Source organism: Streptomyces sp. NPDC014801 (assembly GCF_043082085.1).
In the GTDB taxonomy this organism is placed as follows: domain Bacteria; phylum Actinomycetota; class Actinomycetes; order Streptomycetales; family Streptomycetaceae; genus Streptomyces.
In genome coordinates, this window is record NZ_JBIBXG010000009.1 from 1 (window position 1) to 20,588 (window position 20,588).

Sequence of the window (20,588 nt, forward strand, 5' to 3'; positions counted from 1 at the left end):
AGTTCTCAAGGAACGGTCGCTTCCTTTGTACTCACCCTCTCGGGCTTTCCTCCGGGCGCTTCCCTTCGGTCTTGCGTTTCCGACTCTATCAGATCTTTTCTCGATCCGATTTCCTCGGTGCTTTCCAGGTTCCCGCTCTCGCGTTTCCCTTTCCGGCGGTTCTGACTCTATCAGATCCTTTCGGCGTCTGATCCCCAGTCAGCGGGGTTTGCCTTCCCGGCCGTTGGGCCGTTCCGACGAGTGAGACTTTAGCGGATTCCCGGCTCCCGAGCTAATCGGGGGCCTGCGTCCTTTCGAACGCGGATTCCTCATTTCGCAAATGCGCACGCCAATGACGCGAAGGCAGCAGACTGAAACGACTGCCGTCGAGTAGTGGGTGGTACTTGCGGAATGGCTGTCCGGGGACCGACCGGAGTCGGCTCTCACGTCGGACAACTCGAAGTACCTTACGGATCCCGCGGGGGCGTGTCAACCCATGACGGGACACCATCCCGGCGGGCGTCCGGGATGACGGCGTCGCCGACGGCGGGGTCAGTCCTTCTTGCCGGAGGCGAGCTCGCGGCTGCGGTCGCGGGCGGCCTCCAGGGCGGCGATCAGCGCGGCCCGTACGCCGTGGTTCTCCAGCTCGCGGATGGCGTTGATCGTCGTACCGGCGGGAGACGTGACGTTCTCTCGGAGCTTCACCGGGTGCTCGCCGCTGTCGCGGAGCATGGTCGCGGCGCCGATGGCGGACTGGACGATCAGGTCGTGGGCCTTGTCGCGGGGCAGGCCGAGCAGGATGCCGGCGTCCGTCATGGCCTCGACCAGATAGAAGAAGTACGCCGGTCCGGAGCCGGAGAGGGCGGTGCAGGCGTCCTGCTGGGACTCGGGGACGCGGAGCGTCTTGCCGACGGCGCCGAAGATCTCCTCGGCGTGGGCCAGGTGGGCCTCGGTGGCGTGGCTGCCGGCCGAGATGACGGACATGGCCTCGTCGACGAGGGCGGGGGTGTTCGTCATGACGCGCACGACCGGGGTGCCGGCGGTGAGGCGCTCCTCGATGAAGGCGGTGGTGATGCCCGCGGCGCCGCTGACGACCAGGCGGTCGGCGGGGACGTGGGGGGCCAGCTCGTCGAGGAGGGTGCCCATGTCCTGCGGCTTGACGGTGAGGATCAGCGTGTCCGCGTTCTTGGCGGCCTCGGCGTTGGTCACCGGGGTGACGCCATAGCGGGTGCGGAGCTCCTCGGCGCGTTCCTGGCGGCGGGCCGTGACGAGGACGTCGGCCGGCGCCCAGCCGCCGCGGATCATTCCGCTGAGCAGGGCTTCGCCGATCTTGCCGGTGCCGAGAACTGCGACTTTCTGCGTCATGGCTGCGGATGCCTCCGAAGGGTGCGTCGTCCTGGAGGCATCCTCGCACCCGGGCCGCCGGCGGGGCCCCGCTGTCCGGTGGGCGGGACACGCGCGCGTGGCGTCACGTCGTACGGCGGCGGAGGGTGGCGGCGCCGAGGGTGAGGACGAGCAGGGCGCAGCCGGCCACGACGAGGACGTCCCGGACGAAGGTGGCGGTCATGTCGGTGTGGTGGAGGACCTCGTTCATGCCGTCGACGGCGTACGACATGGGGAGGACGTCGGAGATCGCCTCGAGGGCGGGGTGCATGGCGGACCGCGCGGTGAACAGGCCGCACAGGAGGAGCTGGGGGAAGATCACTGCCGGCATGAACTGGACCGCCTGGAATTCCGAGGCCGCGAAGGCCGAGACGAAGAGGCCGAGGGCCGTGCCGAGGAGGGCGTCGAGCAGGGCCACCAGGAGGAGCAGCCAGGGGCTGCCGGTGACGTCCAGGCCGAGGACCCACAGTGCGAGGGCGGTGGCGAGGGCGGACTGGAGGATCGCTACGGCGCCGAAGGCGAGGGCGTAGCCGGCGATCAGGTCGCCTTTGCCGAGGGGCATGGCGAGGAGCCGTTCGAGGGTGCCCGAGGTGCGTTCGCGCAGGGTGGCGATGGACGTGACCAGGAACATCGTGATCAGCGGGAAGATCCCGAGCAGGGAGGCGCCGATGTTGTCGAAGGTGCGCGGGCTGCCGTCGAAGACGTAGCGCAGCAGGACGAGCATCAGGCAGGGGATGAACAGCATCAGCGCGATGGTGCGCGGGTCGTGGGTGAGCTGGCGCAGGACCCGGGCGGCGGTGGCGGTGGTGCGGGCGGGGTGCAGGGCGCGGCTGGGGGCCGGCGTCGTCGTGGCGGTGCTCATGGGGTGCTCTCCTGTGCGCGGGATGCGGCGGCGGCCTGGTCGACCAGGTGGAGGAAGGCGGCTTCGACGGTGTCGGAGCCGGTGCGTTCGCGCAGGGCGTCGGGGGTGTCCTCGGCGAGGATCCGGCCGTCGCGCATGAGGAGCAGGCGGTGGCAGCGCTCGGCCTCGTCCATGACGTGGGAGGAGACGAGGAGGGTGGCGCCGCGCTCGGTGAGGGAGTGGAAGAGGTTCCACAGGTCGCGGCGCAGGACGGGGTCGAGGCCGACGGTGGGTTCGTCGAGGACGAGCAGTTCGGGGGTGCCGAGCAGGGCGACGGCGAGGGAGACGCGGCTGCGCTGGCCTCCGGAGAGGTGGGCGGCGAGGGCGTCGGCGTGGTGGGTGAGGTCGACCTCGGTGAGGACGCGGTCGACGTCGGCCCGGCGGTCGGGGGCGGGTTGCGCGGGGTTGAGGATCGCCGCGAAGTAGTCGAGGTTCTGGCGGATCGTCAGGTCGTCGTAGACGGACGGCGCCTGGGTGACGTAGCCGATGCGGGTGCGCAGGGCGGGGTGGCCCGCGGGGTGGCCGAGGACGTCGAGGGTTCCGGTGACCTTGGCCTGGGTGCCGACCACGGCGCGGATGAGGGTCGATTTGCCGCAGCCGGAGGGGCCGAGCAGGCCGGTGATACGGCCGCGCGGGACGGTGAAGTCGAGTCCGTGCAGGACGGTGCGGCGGCCTCGGACGACGGTGAGGCCGGCGGCGTGCAGGGCGGGGGCGGGTGCGGTTCCGGGGGTCGTCGGGGGTGGGCCGGACATATAATTCATCATGCGGTGAATAATGCTCCCGGGGGTGGGGGACGTCAAGCGCCCGCGGGGCACGGGGCCTCGCGGGCGCGGGGTCGGGGTGTCGGGGGCGGGGGTGAGTCAGGCGGTGGTGCGGGCGAGCAGCAGGTGGACCTCGTAGGTCTCCTCCACCACGCCGTCCGGGAAGACGGTCAGCAGGTGGGCGCGCTCGGCGGTGAGGAAGGCCTGCGCGCTGCTCGCGCCGTGGACGAGGAAGACGGAGTGGCTGCCGATGTTGGCGAGGTGGGTGTCGACCGGTACCCGGCGGCTCCAGCGGACCCGGCGGTGGGCGAAGCGGAGGCTGCCGGTGGGGTCGGCGGCGCCGGTGTCGAAGGACCCCTTCTTCACCTGGGCGTCCTCGATGCCGAAGTGGCGGGCGATGCGGGCCGACTGGTCGGAGATCCAGGGCACGTCGACGGCACTGGTGTTCCACCACAGGGCCAGCGCGCCGCCCGGACGCAGGACGCGCCGCGCCTCCGGGACCGCGCGGGCCGGGTCGGTCCAGTGCCAGGACTGGGCGTAGGTGAGGAGGTCGACCGAGGCGTCGGCCAGGGGCAGGGCGTTGCCGTCGCCCCGGACCAGCGGCACCTCGGGGAGGGCGCGGCGCAGCTCGGCCGCCATGCCGGCGCCGGGTTCCACGGCGAGCACGTCGGCGCCGCGGCGGGCGAGGAGGGCGGTCGCGATACCGGTGCCCGCGCCCACGTCGGCGACGCGGGCGCCGGCGAGCGGGCGGCCGGAGAGTTCCTCGACGGCGTCGAACAGGGCCTCGGGGTAGGACGGGCGGTGGGCGGCGTACTGGGCCGCGGCGGCGTTGAAGGAGTGGGCGCGGGCGGCGTGGAGGTGGGCGAGGTCTCGGGGCTGGGCGGGGGCCGTGGGGTCGGGTGATCCCGCATGGGTCGAGTCCGTTGGGGTCGAGTGCGTTGGGGTCGAGTGCGTTGGGGTCGATCCCGCTTGCGTGGATTCCGCTCGGGTCGATTCGGGTGCGGCTGCCATGCGGCCATGGTGGCCGGGGAGCGGGGACGGGGGCAGCCCGTTTTCGGCGCGGTCCGGGGGAGGTGTCGACGCGTCGGTCGTCGGCCGGGGGTGGCGTCGGTCGTCGGCCGGGGTGGCGTCGGTCGTCGGCCGGGGTGGCGTCGGTCGTCGGCCGGGGTGGCGTCGGTCGTCGGCCGGGGTGCCGGCCGGGGTTGGTGGCAGGCACGGCCGTGCTTCAGGCGCGGCGGTGACTCAGGTCCGCGGTGACTCAGGTCCGGCGGTGCTTCAGGCGCGGCGGCGCTTCTTCGTCTGGCCGCTCACGTTCTTGCGGGGGTTGCCCGAGCGCTTGGCGGTGCGGCGGCGGTGCTGGTCGAGGGCGGCCTCGTACTCGGCGCGATGGAGTTTCTCGCCGGGAGCCTCGGTGAGGGAGCGGAAGAAGTACGCGAGGAGCGAGCCGACGAAGCCGATGGCGAGCAGGCCGCGCAGGTTGGCCTGCCGGTCGGGGTCGGGGCGCCGGGTGAAGGAGTCCCAGGTGTGGCGGAAGGCGAGCGCGCTGCAGATCGCGAACATCGCGATGACGAGGACCGTCACGAAGCTGCCGGTGTTCGCGAGCGCCAGTCCCTCGTACGCGAAGCGCAGCACCAGGCAGGAGGCGGCCGCGACCACGAGCGAGCCGACGGCCACGCCGGCGCGGCGGGCCGGGTAGCCGCCGGAGTGGTCGACCCAGGTGGTGCCGAAGAAGCGCAGCGGCTCCGGGCGGGGGCCACCGGTTTCGGCGGCCGGGTGCGCGGTGCCCGCGGGCGTGTCCTGGGTGCCGTTCTCGTCGCTCACGCCCTCGATTATCGCCCCGGCGGCCGTACCCGCCGGCATCGGAGCCGGCCACGGGACCGGCCGCCGGGGCTTGCGCGCCTGGTCAGACGTGGGGTGGCCGGGCGTGGGTGGCCACGAGCGCAGGCTGGGCGCGGGTGGCCGTGCGCCGCGCGGCCCGGCGCACGGCGGTCAGGCGCACGGCGCTCGAACACACCGCGCGCCAGGCGCACTGCCGTCAGGCGCAGCGCGGTGCGATGTAGCCGTCGCTGCCGGTTTGGACGTAGGAGTCGGAGACGAACTCGCCGTTGCCGATGTTGTCCCAGATGTTGGTGGTGCCGTAGTAGCCGGAGACCCAGGTGCCCGGGGTCTGGCAGTAGACCGGCACCTTGATGCCCTCGGGCAGCACCTTGACGATCGGATAGCCGGTGCCGGGGCCGCTGCGCACGTTCAGGCGGACGCCGGGCGCGACCGCGTAGTACCGCAGGGCCGTGGCGGCCTGCGCGCGCACGGCCTCTCCTGCCGCCTCGCGCGCGGCCTCACCCGTGGTTTCGTCGACATGGTCGACCGACATGATGACCTCCCCCGTTGCACCCCATGACAGCCATGGGGTCCCGTTGATTCCCCCGCCGCGCACGGGGAAACACCTGTGCGCGACTCGCACGCGAACGCTAGCAAGCCGCCTCGGTCCTGTTCGAGACATCGACTAGGCTCCGTGCGTCGCGCGCGCGGACGAACAGCACGGGGGTGGTTCCATGGCGCCACGGAGGAACACCGGAGCGGGCGCGGAAGCGGAACTTCCGGAGTACGCCGGTCACTACCGGCTGGAGTCCCGGCTGGGCTCGGGCGGGATGGGCGTCGTCCACCTGGCGCGCAGTCCGTCGGGCATGCGGGTCGCGGTGAAGGTCGTCCATGCCGAGTTCGCGCGGGATCCGGAGTTCCGGGGCCGGTTCCGGCAGGAGATCGTGGCGGCGCGCCGGGTGAGCGGTGCGTTCACCGCGCCCGTCGTGGACGCCGATCCGGACGCCGAACGGCCCTGGATGGCGACGCTGTTCATCCCCGGCCCCACCCTGTCCGGCCAGGTGAAGAACAGCGGTCCCATGACACCGGCGGAGTTGCGGCGGCTGATGGCGGGGCTGGCGGAGGCGCTGCGCGACATCCACCGGGTGGGGGTGGTGCACCGGGACCTCAAGCCCAGCAACGTGCTGCTCGCGGACGACGGCCCGAAGGTCATCGACTTCGGCATCTCCCGGCCCAAGGACAGCGAACTGCGCACCGAGACCGGAAAGTTGATCGGTACGCCGCCGTTCATGGCGCCCGAGCAGTTCCGGCGGCCGCGCGAGGTGGGGCCCGCCGCGGACATCTTCGCGCTGGGGTCGGTGATGGTGCACGCGGCGACCGGGCGGGGGCCGTTCGACTCCGACAGTCCGTATGTCGTCGCTTATCAGGTCGTGCACGACGAACCGGATTTGACCGGTGTGCCCGGGAACCTGGCGCCGTTGGTGAGACGTTGTCTGGCCAAGGAACCGGATGAACGGCCGACACCGGACGAGCTGATGCGCGAGCTGCGCTCGGTGGCGGCGTCGTACGACACGCAGGCGTTCATACCGGACCAGCGGACGGGGGACGGCCTGCCGCCGTCCGCAGGGGAAGGGCGCCGCGGCGCGGGTGTGGCGCGGCGCGAGGACGGGGAACGGCGCGAGGACAAGGAGCGGCACGAGGACGGGGGTGGTCGAGGGCACGGGGGTGGTCGAGAGGCTGAGCGGAACCGGCGGGCGCGCATCGGTCGCGGTGCCGCGACGGGCGAGGGTACGTCGCCGGGGGACGTACCGGAGTCCGGCGGCGCTGCGGAGCGCGATGAGCCTGCGGGGCGCGGTGGCGGCACGGCTCGCGGTGGCGCCGAGCTGGGTGTCGGTGCTCTGTCGGGTGCCGGTGCCGCGGCGGTGTTGCGGCGGGTCGGTGGGCGCAGGCGGGGGCGGGTGCTGCTGGCCGCCGGGGCGCTGGCGCTGGTCGCGGGCGGTGCGTTCGCCGTGCCCGCGCTGGTCGACGGCGGGGACACGGCGGGCCGTACGTCGCCGCGGTCCGCGCGGGACGGCATCACCGGCTGGGAGAGCCGACCGGCCGCGGACGGTCGGCAGGCGGCGGACGGCGTTGCCGCGCAGTGCGCGCAGGGTGCCGGAAGGCTGCTGTGCGCGCGGCCCGGCGTGGTGTTCGCGCTGGATCCGGACGACGGGCGGCTGCTGTGGCGGCACCCCGTGGCGCGGGGCCGCACCGGCGGTCCGCCGGTCGTCGCGGGCGGGCTGGTGTACGCGCCGGCGGAGCAGGGGCGGCAGCTGGAGGCGCTCGATCCGGTCTCCGGAGACGTGCGCAGGCGGCAGGACGTGCCCGAGTACGCCGGGTTCCGGGCCGTCGGCGGGATGCTGCTGCTCACCGGTGCGCACGGGACGGTGACGGGGGTGGAAGCGGCGACCGGCGCCACGGTGTGGAGCCACCGGATCGCCGGACACGTCATGCCGTCGTTCGACGCGTTCGCGGGGAGTGCCCTGGCGTTCGCGACGAGCGTGTCCGGCGACGGGGCGCACACGCGCGTCACCGCGGTCGATCCGCGCACCGGCGACGTGCGCTGGAACGTCCGGCTCGACGGGATGCTGGATCTCGTCGGCGCCCAGGGCGGGTCGGTGTATCTGCTGGCCCTGGACCGGGCGTACGGCGAGGCCAAGGCCGTGGTCCGCTACTCCCCCGCGTCCCGGGCGACGCGCCGGGTCGCGTTGCCCGTCGCGCGGCAGGGCGTGCAGGCCTCCGTGCGCGGGGATGTCGTCTACCTCATGGGGGTGGGCGGCTCGCTGGACGCCGTCGACATGGACGCGCGCCGGCGGCTGTGGTCGCTGGAGACGTCCGTGAGCCGGGCGTCGGCTCCGGCCGACGACGGTGACCATGTGTACGTCACGGCGGCGGACGGGCGGCTGCTCGGCGTCGACGCCCGCACGGGCCGCCTCGTCGGGCAGACCCGCGCCCGGCTGGGCAGCGGTGCGGACCGCGTCGCGGCGACGCTGCCCACGCCCGTCATCACCGCGGGCCGCGTGTACGCCACGGCACCGGACGGCACGGTGTTCGCGGTGCCGGCGGGGGCACCGGGCGGCTGGTAGCGGGGAGGCGGGGCTGCTCGGCCGAGGGCTACTCGCCCGCCGCCCGCCGCCCGCCTCGCGTCGAGCGTCGCTCGCGCCCGCCGGGGCCCCGCACGGCGAGGGCCGGTACGGCCGGAGACCCGGTACGGCTGGTGACCCGGCGACCCGTGCGGCCGGTGACGCGGCGACCCGGTGCGGCCGGTGACCCCGTATGGCCGACGGCCCCGCACGGCCGGTGCCCGGCCGTGCCCGGTACGGCCAAGGGCCGCCCCCTGAGGAGCGGCCCCTGATCGTCGTACTGCAGTTGTGTCGGCCCGGCCCGGTGGGCGAGGGGCGTCAGCCCAGCTTGGAGACGTCGCGGACCGCGCCCTTGTCGGCGCTGGTGGCCATCGCGGCGTAGGCGCGCAGGGCCGCCGAGACCTTGCGGTCGCGGTTCTTCGGGCGGTACTGACCGTTGAGCGCCTGCTCGCGGCGGGCCAGTTCGGCGTCGTCGACGAGAAGCTCGATGGTGCGGCCCGGGATGTCGATGCGGATGCGGTCGCCGTCCTCGACGAGGGCGATCGTGCCGCCGGAGGCCGCCTCCGGGGAGGCGTGGCCGATCGACAGGCCGGACGTGCCGCCGGAGAAGCGGCCGTCGGTGACGAGCGCGCACGCCTTGCCCAGGCCGCGGCCCTTCAGGTACGAGGTCGGGTAGAGCATCTCCTGCATGCCGGGGCCGCCCTTGGGGCCCTCGTAGCGGATGACGACGACGTCGCCCTCCTTGACCTGCTGGGTGAGGATCTTCTGGACGGCTTCCTCCTGCGACTCGCAGACGACCGCCGGGCCCTCGAAGGTCCAGATCGACTCGTCGACGCCGGCCGTCTTGACTACGCAGCCGTCGACGGCGAGGTTGCCCTTGAGGACCGCGAGGCCGCCGTCCTTGGAGTAGGCGTGCTCCAGGGAGCGGATGCAGCCGCCCTCGGCGTCGGTGTCCAGGGCCTCCCAGCGCTCGGACTGGGAGAAGGCCTCGGCGGAACGCTTGCAGCCGGGCGCCGCGTGCCACAGTTCGACGGCCTCGGGGGACGGGGAGCCGCCGCGCACGTCCCACGTCTTCAGCCAGTCGGCCAGCGACGGGCTGTGCACGGAGTGGACGTCCTCGTTGAGCAGGCCCGCGCGGTGCAGTTCGCCGAGGAGGGCGGGGATGCCGCCGGCGCGGTGCACGTCCTCCATGTAGTACGTGCGGTCCTTGGCGACGTTCGGGGCGACCTTGGCGAGGCACGGCACCCGGCGGGAGACGGCGTCGATCTGCTCCAGGCCGAAGGGCACGCCCGCTTCCTGGGCGGCGGCCAGCAGGTGCAGGATCGTGTTGGTGGAGCCGCCCATCGCGATGTCCAGGGCCATGGCGTTCTCGAACGCCTGGATGGTGGCGATGTTGCGCGGCAGGACCGAGTCGTCGTCCTGGTCGTAGTAGCGGTGGACCAGGTCCATCACGGTGTGCGCGGCGTCGACGTAGAGCTGCTTGCGCGCGGTGTGGGTGGCGAGGACCGAGCCGTTGCCGGGCAGGGACAGGCCGATGGCCTCGGTCAGGCAGTTCATCGAGTTGGCGGTGAACATGCCGGAACAGGAGCCGCAGGTCGGACAGGCGCTCTCCTCGATGCGGAGCATGTCCTCGTCCGAGATCTTCTCGTTCACGGCCTCGGACATCGCGTCGACCAGGTCGAGCGTGCGGACCGTGCCGTCGACGAGGGTGGCGCGGCCGGACTCCATCGGGCCGCCGGAGACGAAGACCGTCGGGATGTTCAGGCGCAGGGCCGCGTTGAGCATGCCCGGGGTGATCTTGTCGCAGTTGGAGATGCAGACCAGGGCGTCGGCGCAGTGCGCCTCGACCATGTACTCCACGCTGTCCGCGATCAGGTCGCGGGAGGGGAGGCTGTACAGCATGCCGCCGTGGCCCATCGCGATGCCGTCGTCGACGGCGATCGTGTTGAACTCGCGCGGGATGCCACCCGCCTCCTTGATTGCCTCGCTGACGATCCGGCCGACCGGGGCCAGGTGGGTGTGGCCGGGGACGAACTCGGTGAAGCTGTTGGCGACCGCGATGATGGGCTTCCGGCCGATGTCCGCACCCGGTACACCGGAGGCGCGCATCAGGGCGCGGGCGCCCGCCATGTTGCGGCCGTGGGTGACTGTGCGGGACCTCAGCTCGGGCATCGTCGCTCGCTCCTTCTAAGACCTTCGGTCAGAGAGACTTCTGACTGCAGTCGAGCGTACGCCGGACTTCCAGGGGTCGGGACGCAGTGTCCGAAATGCGGGACGGGTGTCTCGCGTCCAGGGGGTACGGGCGTTCGGTGTCTGTCGACTGTCGTTCGGGGGCCGGGTGGCCCGTGGCCGGTGGCTGCCTGTGTGAGGCCTGCCAGGCGTCGTCAGTCGCCGGTGAGGTGGGCCTGTACGACGGGGGCGAGCCGGGCGATGATCTGTTCGACGTCGGCCGAGGCCAGCGGTTCGACCTTGATCACGTACCGCAGCATCGCCGTACCGACCAGCTGCGCGGCGGCCAGCTCGGCGCGCAGTTCCGCGTCCTCGGCCTGGAGCTCGCCGGCGACGCGGCGCAGCAGCTGGGTGGAGACGAGCCGGCGCAGGGCGGCCGCCGCGGTGTCGTTGTTGACCGCCGAGCGGATGATCGCCAGCAGCGGCGTCCGCGTGACCGGGTTCTCCCACAGGCCGAAGAGCAGGCGGGTCATGCGCTCGCCGACGTCGGCGAGGGGGCCGGCCAGCGCCGCGTCGCGCAGGGTCAGGGCGGGGGCGAAGGCGACCTCGATGGCCGCCTCGAAGACCTGTTCCTTGGTGCCGAAGTAGTGGTGGACGAGGGCGGAGTCGACGCCCGCGGCCTTGGCGATGCCGCGCACGGAGGTCTTCTCGTAGCCGCGCTCGGAGAACTCCTCGCGGGCTGCGGCCAGGATCCGGTCGCGGGTGTCGGCCGACTCGGTGCGCGGCGGCCGTCCCCGGCGCCGGGCGGCCGCGGGCGCCTGTGCCGTCGCCGGGACGTCGCCGCGGCCGGTCATCGCCGGGGCACCTTCACCGCGGACGCCAGGTGCAGGCGGGTGAAGGCCAGGGCCTCGGCGAGGTCGGCCTCACGCTCGGCGCTGGACATGGCGCGGCGGGTGTTGACCTCGATGACGACATGGCCGTCGAAACCGTTCACCGCGAGCCGTTCCAGCACCTCCGCGCACGGCTGGGTGCCGCGGCCGGGCACCAGGTGCTCGTCCTTGGCCGAGCCGCGGCCGTCGGCGAGGTGGACATGGCCCAGGCGGTCGGACATGCGGTCGATCATCTCGATCGCGTCGGTGCGGGCGGTCGCGGTGTGGCTGAGATCGATCGTGAAGTGGCGGTAGTCGTCCTTCGTGACGTCCCAGTCGGGGGCGTACGCGAGCATCTCGCGGTCGCGGTAGCGCCAGGGGTACATGTTCTCGACGGCGAACCGCACGTCGGTCTCGTTCGCCATGCGCCAGATTCCGTCCACGAAGTCGCGGGCGTACTGGCGCTGCCACCGGAAGGGCGGGTGGACGACGACCGTGCTCGCGCCCAGCTTCTCGGCCGCCGCCCGGGCGCGCTGCAGCTTGGTCCACGGGTCGGTGGACCACACCCGCTGCGTGATCAGCAGACAGGGGGCGTGCACGGCGAGGATCGGGATCCGGTGGTAGTCGCTGAGCCGGCGCAGGGCCTCGATGTCCTGGCTGACCGGGTCGGTCCACACCATGACCTCGACGCCGTCGTAACCCAGACGTGCGGCGATCTCGAAGGCCGTCGCCGTCGACTCCGGATACACCGAGGCCGTCGACAGCGCGACCTTCGCATCCGGGATCCGTACGACTGGCTCTGCCATGGGGGACAGGTTACGGGGTGCGGCCTTGTGAACGCCGGGTCCCTCTTGGCCGTTGTGGGCTTTGCCATACGCGGCCGCGGGCTTGAACGCCGGGAGTCCGGTGTCCGTTGTGGCCCGGGTCACCGTCGAGCGCCGGGGGCGTTGTGGGGGGCCGTCGTGGAGGCGGTCACGGGTGGGCAGGGGCCTTGGTGGGCGGGGCACCCCCGGCCCCGTGGGGTGGGGTGGGGTCGGCCGGAGGGGGTGGGGCAGGCCGGGTACGGGGGCCGTCGTGGGGGCGGGCTCGGGCGGAGGGGCAGGACGGAAGCGCGGGTACGGGCGTCTGCCGTGCCGATACGGCCACGAGCCCCGGGGTGATGCGCCGCCGCCCCCGCGTCGGCGGCCCCGAGCGCCGCGCGGCCACGGCACCCTCGCGGCGGCTACGCCGAGCCCATGTGGTCCAGGCGTCGCAGGATCACGCCCTCGCGCAGGGCCCAGGGGCAGACCTCCAGGGCCTCCACGTCGAACAGGTCCATCGCGCCCTCGGCGACCAGCGCGCCCGCCAGCAGCTGGCCCGCGCGGCCCTCGGAGACGCCGGGGAGCTCGGCGCGCTGGGCCGCCGTCATCTCGGCCAGCTTGGGCACCCAGGCCTCCAGGGTCTCCCGCTTCAGCTCACGCTGGACGTACAGGCCCTCCGCGGAGCGGGCGGCTCCGGTGAGGCGGGCCAGCTGCTTGAAGGTCTTGGAGGTGGCGACGACGTGGTCGGGGGCGCCGAAGCGGCTGAACTCGCCGACGGTGCGGGCGATCTGCGCGCGGACGTGGCGGCGCAGGGCGCGGACGTCGTCGGGGTCGGGCGGGTCGCCGGGCAGCCAGGCGGCGGTGAGGCGGCCCGCGCCCAGCGGCAGCGAGACGGCGGCGTCGGGCTCCTCGTCTATGCCGTAGGCGATCTCCAGGGAACCGCCGCCGATGTCGAGGACCAGGAGTTTCCCGGCGGACCAGCCGAACCAGCGGCGGGCGGCGAGGAAGGTGAGGCGGGCCTCCTCCGCGCCGGTGAGGACCTGCAGCTCGACGCCGGTCTCCTCGCGCACGCGCGCGAGGACGTCGTCGGCGTTGCCGGCCTCGCGGACGGCTGAGGTGGCGAAGGGCAGCAGGTCCTCCACGCCCTTGTCCTCGGCGGCCTGGAGGGCGTCCTTGACGACGGCGACGAGTTTGTCCACTCCCTCGGTGCCGATGGCGCCCTCGCCGTCCAGGAGTTGGGCGAGCCGCAGCTCCGTCTTGTGCGAGTGCGCGGGCAGCGGGCGCGCGCCGGGGTGCGCGTCCACCACCAGCAGGTGCACCGTGTTCGATCCCACGTCGAGGACACCGAGTCTCATGTAGGGAACGCTACTGCCAGCGGCGCCGTGCTCGGCCCCCCGTGCGGTGCCGGGACGGGCCCCGGGCGACTTACCCTGGACGGGTGCCAAAGACGAAAAAGGCGAAGGACGAAAAGCCGACCAAGTCGGTGAAGGCCGACAAGTCGACCGAAAACTCCACGGTTCCTTCGCAGGCGAAGGCGGGGAAAGCGGCGAAGAAGCGGAAGCAGGCCCTGGCGGACCCGGCTGCGGCGGCACGGGCGGCCGACGAGAAGGGCCTCGACTTCGCGCGCGCGTGGGTGGAGTTCCCGGATCCGGCGGACGACGAGCAGGTCTTCCGGTGCGATCTGACATGGCTGACCTCTCGCTGGAACTGCATCTTCGGCAGCGGCTGCCAGGGCATCCAGGCGGGCCGCGCGGACGACGGGTGCTGCACGCTGGGGGCGCACTTCTCCGACGAGGAGGACGAGCAGCGGGTCGCCGGGCACGTGGCGCGACTCACCCCCGAGATCTGGCAGCACCACGCCGAGGGCACGAAGAACGGCTGGGTGTCCGAGGACGAGGACGGCGAGCGCCAGACCCGCCCCTACCAGGGCTCCTGCATCTTCCAGAACCGTCCCGGCTTCCCCGGCGGCGCCGGCTGCTCGCTGCACATCCTCGCCCTGCGCGAGGGCCGCGAGCCGCTGGAGACCAAGCCGGACGTGTGCTGGCAGCTGCCGATCCGGCGGACCTTCGACTGGATCGACCGGCCCGACGACACGCGCGTGCTGCAGGTGTCGATCGGTGAGTACGACCGCCGGGGCTGGGGTCCGGGCGGCCACGACCTGCATTGGTGGTGCACGTCGGCGACCTCGGCGCACGGCGCGGGCGAGCCGGTGTACGTCTCCTACCGGGCCGAGCTGACCGAGCTGATGGGCAAGGCCGGCTACGACCGGCTGGTCGAGCTGTGCGAGGAGCGGCTGGCGTCGCGGCTGCCGCTGCTGGCCCCGCACCCGGCGGATCCGCCGCGTCCGGCGGAGGCCGGGCCTGCCGCGGTTCCTGCGGATCCGGCGGAGGCCGGGCATGCGGCGGATCCGGCGGGTCCCGCGCATCCGGCCGGCTGAGGTGACCGCCCGGGGCCCTGCGACGCCGTAGCGCGTACGGCGTCGCAGGGCCTGTGGCGTCACGACGTCGACGGGCTCGGGTCGCCGCTGTCACCGGGCGGCGGCGAGGAGCCGCCCGGGTCGGTGGAGCCACCCGGGTCGGACGGGGCGGACCCGGTGGGCGTGGGATCGGGGGACGACGGCGGGCTGCTCGGGGAGGGCGAGCCGCCGGGGTCCGAGGGGGCCGAGGTGCTGGGCGTCGGGTCGGGGTCGGAGGGGGCCGGGTCCGTGGGCGTGCCCGGGGCCGGTCCGCTGCCGGGGTCGGAGGGGCCGGGCGCGGTGCCGTAGCCGTCGATGGAGACGACGGCGCCGGCGGGCGCGATCGCCACCCGCGCGCTCCAGTGGCCGGACGGCTCGCGCAGGGGGTCGACGTACACCTGGATCGTGAACGACTCGCCGGGCTGCAGGGTTCCCGAGGACTGACTGAAGTAGAGCCAGCGGGCTGCCGTGGTGGCCGACCAGCGCACGGGGGCCGAGCCGGTCGCGGTGAGGGTGATCAGGGTGGTGTCGCCGCGGTTGCCGGCCGTCACCTCCAGGTCGCCGGCTCCCTTGCCGCCGGCCCCGGCGACACTGACGACCTCCACCGACACATCGGGGCTGCCGTCCTGCCCGAAGCGGGCACCGGGCCGGGTGCTGGCGTTGCCGGCGTTCTCGTAGCCGCCGCTGGCCGTCTCGCCGTCGAGGAGGCCCGCGCCGTGGTCGTGGCGGGCGGTGGCCGGGCCGCCGGCGGTGTCGTCACCGGCGGGAGCGCCCCGGTAGGCCGCCCACAGGGCGAGCACGGGGGCGGCGACGACGGTGGCGACGACCGTCGTGGTGACAGCACGCGAGCGCAGACGGTCCCGGCGGGCCGCGCGGTCCTTGGGGTCCATGGGGAAGCCGCGCCGGTCGAAGCGGGGTACGGCGAGGCCACGCGCGCGTGGATGGTGGGCGAGCGCGACGTGCAGGGCCGCGCGGGGCGCCTCCAGCACGGGCAGCTCGGCGGGGGTGACGCTGGCGCCGGGCCAGCGGCCGGGGACCGCGCGCTCGGCGGTGCGGCGGCAGCGGGGGCAGTCGTCGACGTGCCGGACCAGTTCGCGGCGCAGGGTGCTGCTGAGCACGAACCGGCCGTCGCCGGTGAGACGGGCCACGCTCGAACAGGCGCCGGTCTCCACGACGGCGAGCGCCGCGCGCGTGCGCTCCACCTCGCAGGCCGCGGCGGCGAGCAGCTCGCGGGCGGCGGCGAGATCCATGCCCAGCACGGCGGCGACCTCGTGGGCGGCCAGGTGGTGGCGCACGGCGAGTTCGAGGGCCTCGCGCTGCTCGGGGGTCGTGCCGGCGGCCTCCGGCCAGGCGAGCAGGCCCAGTTCACGCCGCCGCTGCTCCTGCACCTCCGGGTCCACCGGGACCTTCGGGGACGGCTGCCTGTCGGTGCCGGGGCGGCTCGCGGCGTGGGTGGCCTGACGTTTCTGCTTGGCCTCGGCGAGCTTGCGCAGGCACGCCCAGCGGGCCAGCGCGTACAGCCAGGCGCGGCGGTCGCCGGCGGCCTCCGGCACGCGCGTGCCGCGCCGCTCGGCGAGCGCGAGGGCGTCGGCGAGGGCGGCGGTGGCGGAGTCGTGGTCGCACAGGACGGACAGGCAGTAGGTGAACAGCCCGTCGAGATAAGGCTCGTAGCGCGCGGGCGGGCGCTGCGCCAGCGTGCGGGCGGCCGCGCGGTCGCGCGCCTCCCGGTGCGCCCGGTGTGCGCCGGTGGTGCGGGTCGTGGTCTCCGGACTGCTCCTCATCACCTGTGCGACCGTAGGCGGCACGAGCAGGCCCGCTCGGGCGCCTTGAGCACTTTTAATCCGTACGGGTGAAACGATCCCTCAATAGGGGACCCCACCCCACCCGCCCCTGCCCGCTTCCCCCCACGACCTGCCCACAACACCCCCCAACCTGACCGAACAAGCCCCCCACCTGCGCCCAACGATGCCACTGAAGCAGCGCCCACCCAGCCATGCACGGCTACGGGCAGTCGTGCCGCCGGGCCGGAGCCCACCCAGTCATGCGCAGCTGCGGGCAGTCGTGCCGCTGGGGCGGCACGGGTGGGCGCAGCGGCACCCCGCACCGCCGGGCCGCGCACCCCACGGCGGTCACCGAAGCCGCCGGGCACAAGCGCACCCCAGGGCACCGCACCCAAACGCACCGCACCCCACGGCGTGCACCGCACCCCACGGCGGCCCCCCAGCCCGCAGACCCCCCACTGTCAGACCCGCCCGCTACGGTGTGCGACATGGCTGCCCGTACCAAGACCACCAAGGACCGCCCCTCCTACCGCTGCACGGAATGCGGCTGGCAGACGGCGAAGTGGCTCGGCCGCTGCCCCGAGTGCCAGGCCTGGGGCACGGTCGAGGAGTACGGCGCGCCCGCGGTCCGTACGACGACACCGGGCCGCGTGACCACCTCCGCCCTCCCCATCGGCCAGGTGGACGGCCGTCAGGCCACCGCCCGCTCCACCGGCGTACCGGAGCTGGACCGCGTGCTCGGCGGCGGCCTGGTCCCCGGCGCGGTCGTGCTCGTCGCGGGCGAGCCCGGCGTCGGCAAGTCCACCCTGCTCCTGGACGTCGCGGCGAAGTCGGCGAGCGAGGAGCACCCCACGCTCTACGTCACCGGCGAGGAGTCCGCGAGCCAGGTCCGCCTGCGCGCCGACCGGATCCACGCGATCGACGACCACCTCTACCTCGCCGCCGAGACCGACCTCGCGGCCGTGCTCGGCCACTTGGACGCGGTCAAGCCCTCCCTGCTGATCCTGGACTCGGTGCAGACCGTGGCCTCGCCCGAGATCGACGGCGCGCCCGGCGGCATGGCCCAGGTGCGCGAGGTCGCCGGCGCCCTGATCCGCGCCTCCAAGGAGCGCGGCATGTCCACGCTGCTCGTGGGCCATGTCACCAAGGACGGCGCGATCGCCGGCCCGCGCCTGCTGGAGCACCTCGTGGACGTGGTGCTGCACTTCGAGGGTGACCGCCACGCGCGCCTGCGCCTGGTGCGCGGTGTGAAGAACCGCTACGGCGCGACGGACGAGGTCGGCTGCTTCGAGCTGCACGACGAGGGCATCACCGGCCTCGCCGATCCCAGCGGCCTGTTCCTGACCCGTCGTGACGAGCCGGTGCCGGGCACCTGCCTGACCGTCACCCTGGAGGGCCGCCGCCCCCTGGTCGCCGAGGTGCAGGCGCTCACCGTGGACTCCCAGATCCCGTCCCCGCGCCGTACGACCTCCGGTCTGGAGACGTCCCGGGTGTCGATGATGCTGGCGGTGCTGGAGCAGCGGGGGCGGATCAGCGCTCTGGGCAAAAGGGACATCTACTCGGCGACGGTCGGCGGCGTGAAGCTGTCGGAGCCGGCCGCGGACCTGGCGATCGCCCTCGCCCTGGCCTCCGCCGCGAGCGACACTCCCCTGCCGAAGAACCTGGTCGCCATCGGCGAGGTGGGCCTTGCGGGCGAGGTGAGACGGGTCACGGGCGTGCAGCGGCGTCTGTCCGAGGCGCACCGGCTGGGCTTCACGCACGCGCTCGTACCGGGCGACCCGGGGAAGATCCCGCCCGGTATGAAGGTCCTGGAAGTCGCCGACATAGGGGACGCGCTGCGGGTGCTGCCGCGCTCCCGTCGCCGAGAGGCCCCACGGGAGCAGGAGGAGCGCCGGTAGACTTTGCCCTGGTCTCGCCCGTCCGTACGAACCGAGTGCGCAACGGGAGCGCCCCAGAACCTGCGACCGGAGGAGTGCAGTGGCAGCCAACGACCGGGCAGCAGCTCCCGGAAAGTCCGGTGGGAGTGCCGGTTCCGATGGCCTGATGCGCGCCTCACTGAGCGCTGTGGCACCGGGCACCGCCCTGCGGGACGGCCTCGAGCGGGTGCTGCGCGGCAACACCGGCGGCCTGATCGTGCTCGGCTTCGACAAGACGGTCGAGACGATGTGCACGGGCGGCTTCGTCCTGGACGTGGAGTTCACCGCGACCCGGCTGCGCGAGCTGTGCAAGCTGGACGGCGGCATCGTCCTCTCCTCGGACCTGTCGAAGATCCTCCGGGCCGGTGTCCAGTTCGTCCCCGACGCGACGATCCCCACGGAGGAGACCGGCACCCGGCACCGCACGGCGGACCGCGTCTCCAAGCAGGTCGGCTTCCCAGTCGTCTCCGTCTCCCAGTCGATGCGGCTGATCGCCCTGTACGTCGACGGGCAGCGCCGCGTCCTGGAGGACTCGGCGGCGATCCTGTCCCGCGCCAACCAGGCGCTGGCCACCCTGGAGCGCTACAAGCTGCGCCTGGACGAGGTCGCGGGCACGCTGTCGGCGCTGGAGATCGAGGACCTGGTGACGGTCCGGGACGTCTCCGCCGTCGCCCAGCGCCTGGAGATGGTGCGCCGCATCGCCACCGAAATCGCCGAATACGTGGTCGAACTGGGCACCGACGGGCGTCTGCTCGCCCTCCAGCTCGACGAGTTGATCGCCGGTGTGGAGCCCGAGCGCGAGCTGGTCGTGCGGGACTACGTCCCCGAGCCGACCGCGAAGCGTTCCCGCACGGTCGACGAGGCGCTGGCCGAGCTGGACAAGCTCTCCCACGCCGAGCTGCTGGAGCTGTCCACGGTCGCCCGGGCCCTGGGCTACACGGGCTCCCCCGAGGCGCTCGACTCCGCGGTCTCCCCGCGCGGCTTCCGGCTGCTGGCGAAGGTCCCCCGGCTGCCGGGCGCGATCATCGACCGCCTGGTCGAGCACTTCGGCGGGCTGCAGAAGCTCCTCGCCGCCAGCGTCGACGACCTGCAGACGGTCGACGGCGTGGGCGAGGCCCGCGCCCGCAGCGTCCGCGAGGGCCTGTCCCGCCTGGCGGAGTCGTCGATCCTCGAGCGGTACGTCTAGCCTCCGGCCCCTTCAACGGGTCGCCCGTCCGGTCCACCCCGCGCGTGCGTCCGGGGCGTCCAGCCTCCCCGCGTGCGCGTCCCCCCGCCGGGCGTCCAGGCGTCCGCGCGTCCCCGTGTCCGCGTCGACGGGTCCGCGCACCCGCGCGTCCGTCCAGGTCAGTCCGCGGACAGGACGAACGACGTCTGCGTCTTCTCGAAGCCCGGGGCCTTGGCCTCGACCAGGTACGTGCCCGGCGTGGCCGTCCGTGCCGGCGGCGTGGCGCACTGCGGTGCGCTGGCCCTCCGGTCCCACGTCACGACGTACGTGATGGTGCTGCCCGCGGGCACCCGGTAGAGCAGGCTGCCGCTGCCCTTGGGGCAGTCGGCGGACGACCAGAAGTGATCGCCGTCCTGAGTGATCGTCACCACCGCGCTCTTCGGGCCGAGATCGACCTTGCAGTCGTGGGCGGAGGTGTTGCGCGCGGCGATCCGGAACGTCGGCGTCTGGTCCGGGGTGTAGCTGTTGCGGACGCTGCTCAGCGCCAACGTCACCGTGCTCGCGGTGCAGTTGGGCAGCGGCGAGCCGGCGGGCAGGGTCGTCCCCGTGCCGACGCCGCCGCCCGCGCTGCCGTTGACGGCGTCGTCGCCCGCGCCGGCCGAGCCGACACCTCCGGCGCCCGAGCCGCCCGTACCGGCCGTGTCACCGGAGCCGGAACCACCGCCGGCGTCAGAACCGGAACCGGAACCGGAGCCCGAGCCGCTGGAGTCCCCGCCGCTCGACTCGTCGCGCCCGCCGGGGTGTTGGCTGATCGCCGGTCCGGAACCGGACGGTCCGGGAGTGATCGAGGACGCGGGATTCTTGCCGTTGGACCCGCCGGCGTCGTTCTTTCCGCCGCCGTCGCCCGAGGTGACGATCCAGGTGATCAGCAGCGCCAACAGGGCGACCACGGACAGCAGTACGGCCCTCCGTCGCCAGTAGATGGAGGAGGGAAGCGGCCCGACCGGATTGCGCAGAGATCCCACGGCGCAAACTGTACGAGAGATCGCCGCGTTCGCCCGCGTCACCCGCCGTCCGGCGTACAACTTTTCCGGATCATCATTTCGGAGACAGCCCTGCTCACCGCCTACTTGGGCCCGCCGCACCACCAGGTGATCGCGGGCTGTGACCGAACTCCGTTGTCGAACACGGTCCGTGATCACGGGCATCGATGACGCGACGCTTCTCAGGGGCGTCATCGGCTGGTGCACGGCACCCCTTCGTGGGTACGGCAGAGGGGCGCGAGGCGCGACTGCTGTCGACGGCCGCGCAGTGCGGGGCCGTCCGGCGCGGACCGGGGCCGACTCCCCCGAGCGTTCGCGATCGCGGCCCTTGCACCTGTGGCCACGGCTGCGGCACACCCCCGGCAGCGCGCTGATCGCCTCGGCCTCGGCGCGCCGTACACCCTGCTCGCCGACGCGACGCGACGC

Annotated in this window: 16 protein-coding genes; 4 read left to right on the plus strand and 12 right to left on the minus strand. The window is 73.5% G+C overall.

The window, feature by feature from the left end; all coding sequences use genetic code 11:
- Positions 1 to 531: 531 nt before the first annotated feature.
- From proC to ACF1AL_RS21930, 6 genes are all read right to left on the minus strand, one after another.
- Positions 532 to 1,344: a pyrroline-5-carboxylate reductase gene (proC, locus tag ACF1AL_RS21905; RefSeq protein ID WP_366840554.1), complete on the minus strand. Its 813-nt coding sequence runs from the start codon at positions 1,342 to 1,344 to the stop codon at positions 532 to 534.
- Positions 1,345 to 1,447: 103 nt separating this feature from the next.
- Positions 1,448 to 2,224, minus strand: coding sequence for an ABC transporter permease (locus ACF1AL_RS21910; protein WP_366840555.1), 777 nt, complete (start codon positions 2,222 to 2,224; stop codon positions 1,448 to 1,450).
- Positions 2,221 to 3,027: an ABC transporter ATP-binding protein gene (locus tag ACF1AL_RS21915; RefSeq protein WP_391827015.1), complete on the minus strand. Its 807-nt coding sequence runs from the start codon at positions 3,025 to 3,027 to the stop codon at positions 2,221 to 2,223. The genes ACF1AL_RS21910 and ACF1AL_RS21915 overlap by 4 nt, the downstream gene beginning before the upstream one ends.
- Positions 3,028 to 3,123: 96 nt before the next feature.
- Complete coding sequence (locus tag ACF1AL_RS21920) at positions 3,124 to 4,035, minus strand: class I SAM-dependent methyltransferase (RefSeq protein WP_391827017.1); 912 nt, start codon at positions 4,033 to 4,035, stop codon at positions 3,124 to 3,126.
- 264 nt (positions 4,036 to 4,299) lie between these two features.
- Positions 4,300 to 4,845 (minus strand): EamA/RhaT family transporter, encoded by a 546-nt coding sequence (locus tag ACF1AL_RS21925; protein WP_391820810.1) that lies wholly within the window; start codon positions 4,843 to 4,845, stop codon positions 4,300 to 4,302.
- Positions 4,846 to 5,059: 214 nt separating this feature from the next.
- Entirely contained in the window at positions 5,060 to 5,395 is a 336-nt protein-coding gene (locus ACF1AL_RS21930; protein WP_366840559.1) for an SH3 domain-containing protein, read from the minus strand.
- 181 nt (positions 5,396 to 5,576) lie between these two features.
- Between ACF1AL_RS21930 and ACF1AL_RS21935 the strand changes: the two genes are divergently transcribed.
- Positions 5,577 to 7,967, plus strand: a complete 2,391-nt coding sequence (locus ACF1AL_RS21935) for a PQQ-binding-like beta-propeller repeat protein (RefSeq protein ID WP_391827019.1) — start codon at positions 5,577 to 5,579, stop codon at positions 7,965 to 7,967.
- A 315-nt stretch (positions 7,968 to 8,282) separates the two neighbouring features.
- Here ACF1AL_RS21935 and ilvD read toward each other — a convergent pair whose 3' ends face one another.
- From ilvD to ACF1AL_RS21955, 4 genes are all read right to left on the minus strand, one after another.
- Positions 8,283 to 10,136 carry a dihydroxy-acid dehydratase gene (gene ilvD / locus ACF1AL_RS21940; protein ID WP_386913885.1) on the minus strand — a complete coding sequence of 618 codons (1,854 nt, stop codon included), beginning with the start codon at positions 10,134 to 10,136 and terminating at the stop codon, positions 8,283 to 8,285.
- Between the two features lie 212 nt (positions 10,137 to 10,348).
- Entirely contained in the window at positions 10,349 to 10,987 is a 639-nt protein-coding gene (locus tag ACF1AL_RS21945) for a TetR family transcriptional regulator (protein ID WP_391827021.1), read from the minus strand.
- Positions 10,984 to 11,808, minus strand: a complete 825-nt coding sequence (locus tag ACF1AL_RS21950; RefSeq protein ID WP_391704349.1) for a sugar phosphate isomerase/epimerase family protein — start codon at positions 11,806 to 11,808, stop codon at positions 10,984 to 10,986. The genes ACF1AL_RS21945 and ACF1AL_RS21950 overlap by 4 nt, the downstream gene beginning before the upstream one ends.
- Positions 11,809 to 12,224: 416 nt before the next feature.
- Entirely contained in the window at positions 12,225 to 13,157 is a 933-nt protein-coding gene (locus tag ACF1AL_RS21955) for a Ppx/GppA family phosphatase (protein WP_391661835.1), read from the minus strand.
- An 83-nt stretch (positions 13,158 to 13,240) separates the two neighbouring features.
- On the opposite strand from ACF1AL_RS21955, the gene ACF1AL_RS21960 reads away from it, so the two are divergent.
- The gene (locus ACF1AL_RS21960; RefSeq protein ID WP_391704354.1) at positions 13,241 to 14,239 is read left to right on the plus strand and encodes a hypothetical protein; all 999 of its coding nucleotides are present in this window, start codon (positions 13,241 to 13,243) and stop codon (positions 14,237 to 14,239) included.
- A 59-nt stretch (positions 14,240 to 14,298) separates the two neighbouring features.
- Here ACF1AL_RS21960 and ACF1AL_RS21965 read toward each other — a convergent pair whose 3' ends face one another.
- Entirely contained in the window at positions 14,299 to 16,041 is a 1,743-nt protein-coding gene (locus ACF1AL_RS21965; protein WP_391704357.1) for a hypothetical protein, read from the minus strand.
- A gap of 485 nt (positions 16,042 to 16,526) precedes the next feature.
- Here ACF1AL_RS21965 and radA point away from each other — a divergent pair, with 485 nt between their 5' ends.
- Both radA and disA read left to right on the plus strand, forming a co-directional pair.
- Positions 16,527 to 17,936: a DNA repair protein RadA gene (gene radA, locus ACF1AL_RS21970; protein ID WP_384214096.1), complete on the plus strand. Its 1,410-nt coding sequence runs from the start codon at positions 16,527 to 16,529 to the stop codon at positions 17,934 to 17,936.
- A 79-nt stretch (positions 17,937 to 18,015) separates the two neighbouring features.
- On the plus strand, positions 18,016 to 19,140 hold the full coding sequence (gene disA / locus ACF1AL_RS21975; protein ID WP_366840568.1) for a DNA integrity scanning diadenylate cyclase DisA: 1,125 nt from the start codon (positions 18,016 to 18,018) through the stop codon (positions 19,138 to 19,140).
- 158 nt (positions 19,141 to 19,298) lie between these two features.
- Here the strand turns inward: disA and ACF1AL_RS21980 are convergent, their stop codons facing one another.
- Complete coding sequence (locus ACF1AL_RS21980) at positions 19,299 to 20,144, minus strand: hypothetical protein (RefSeq protein ID WP_391827023.1); 846 nt, start codon at positions 20,142 to 20,144, stop codon at positions 19,299 to 19,301.
- Between the last annotated feature and the right edge of the window lie 444 nt (positions 20,145 to 20,588).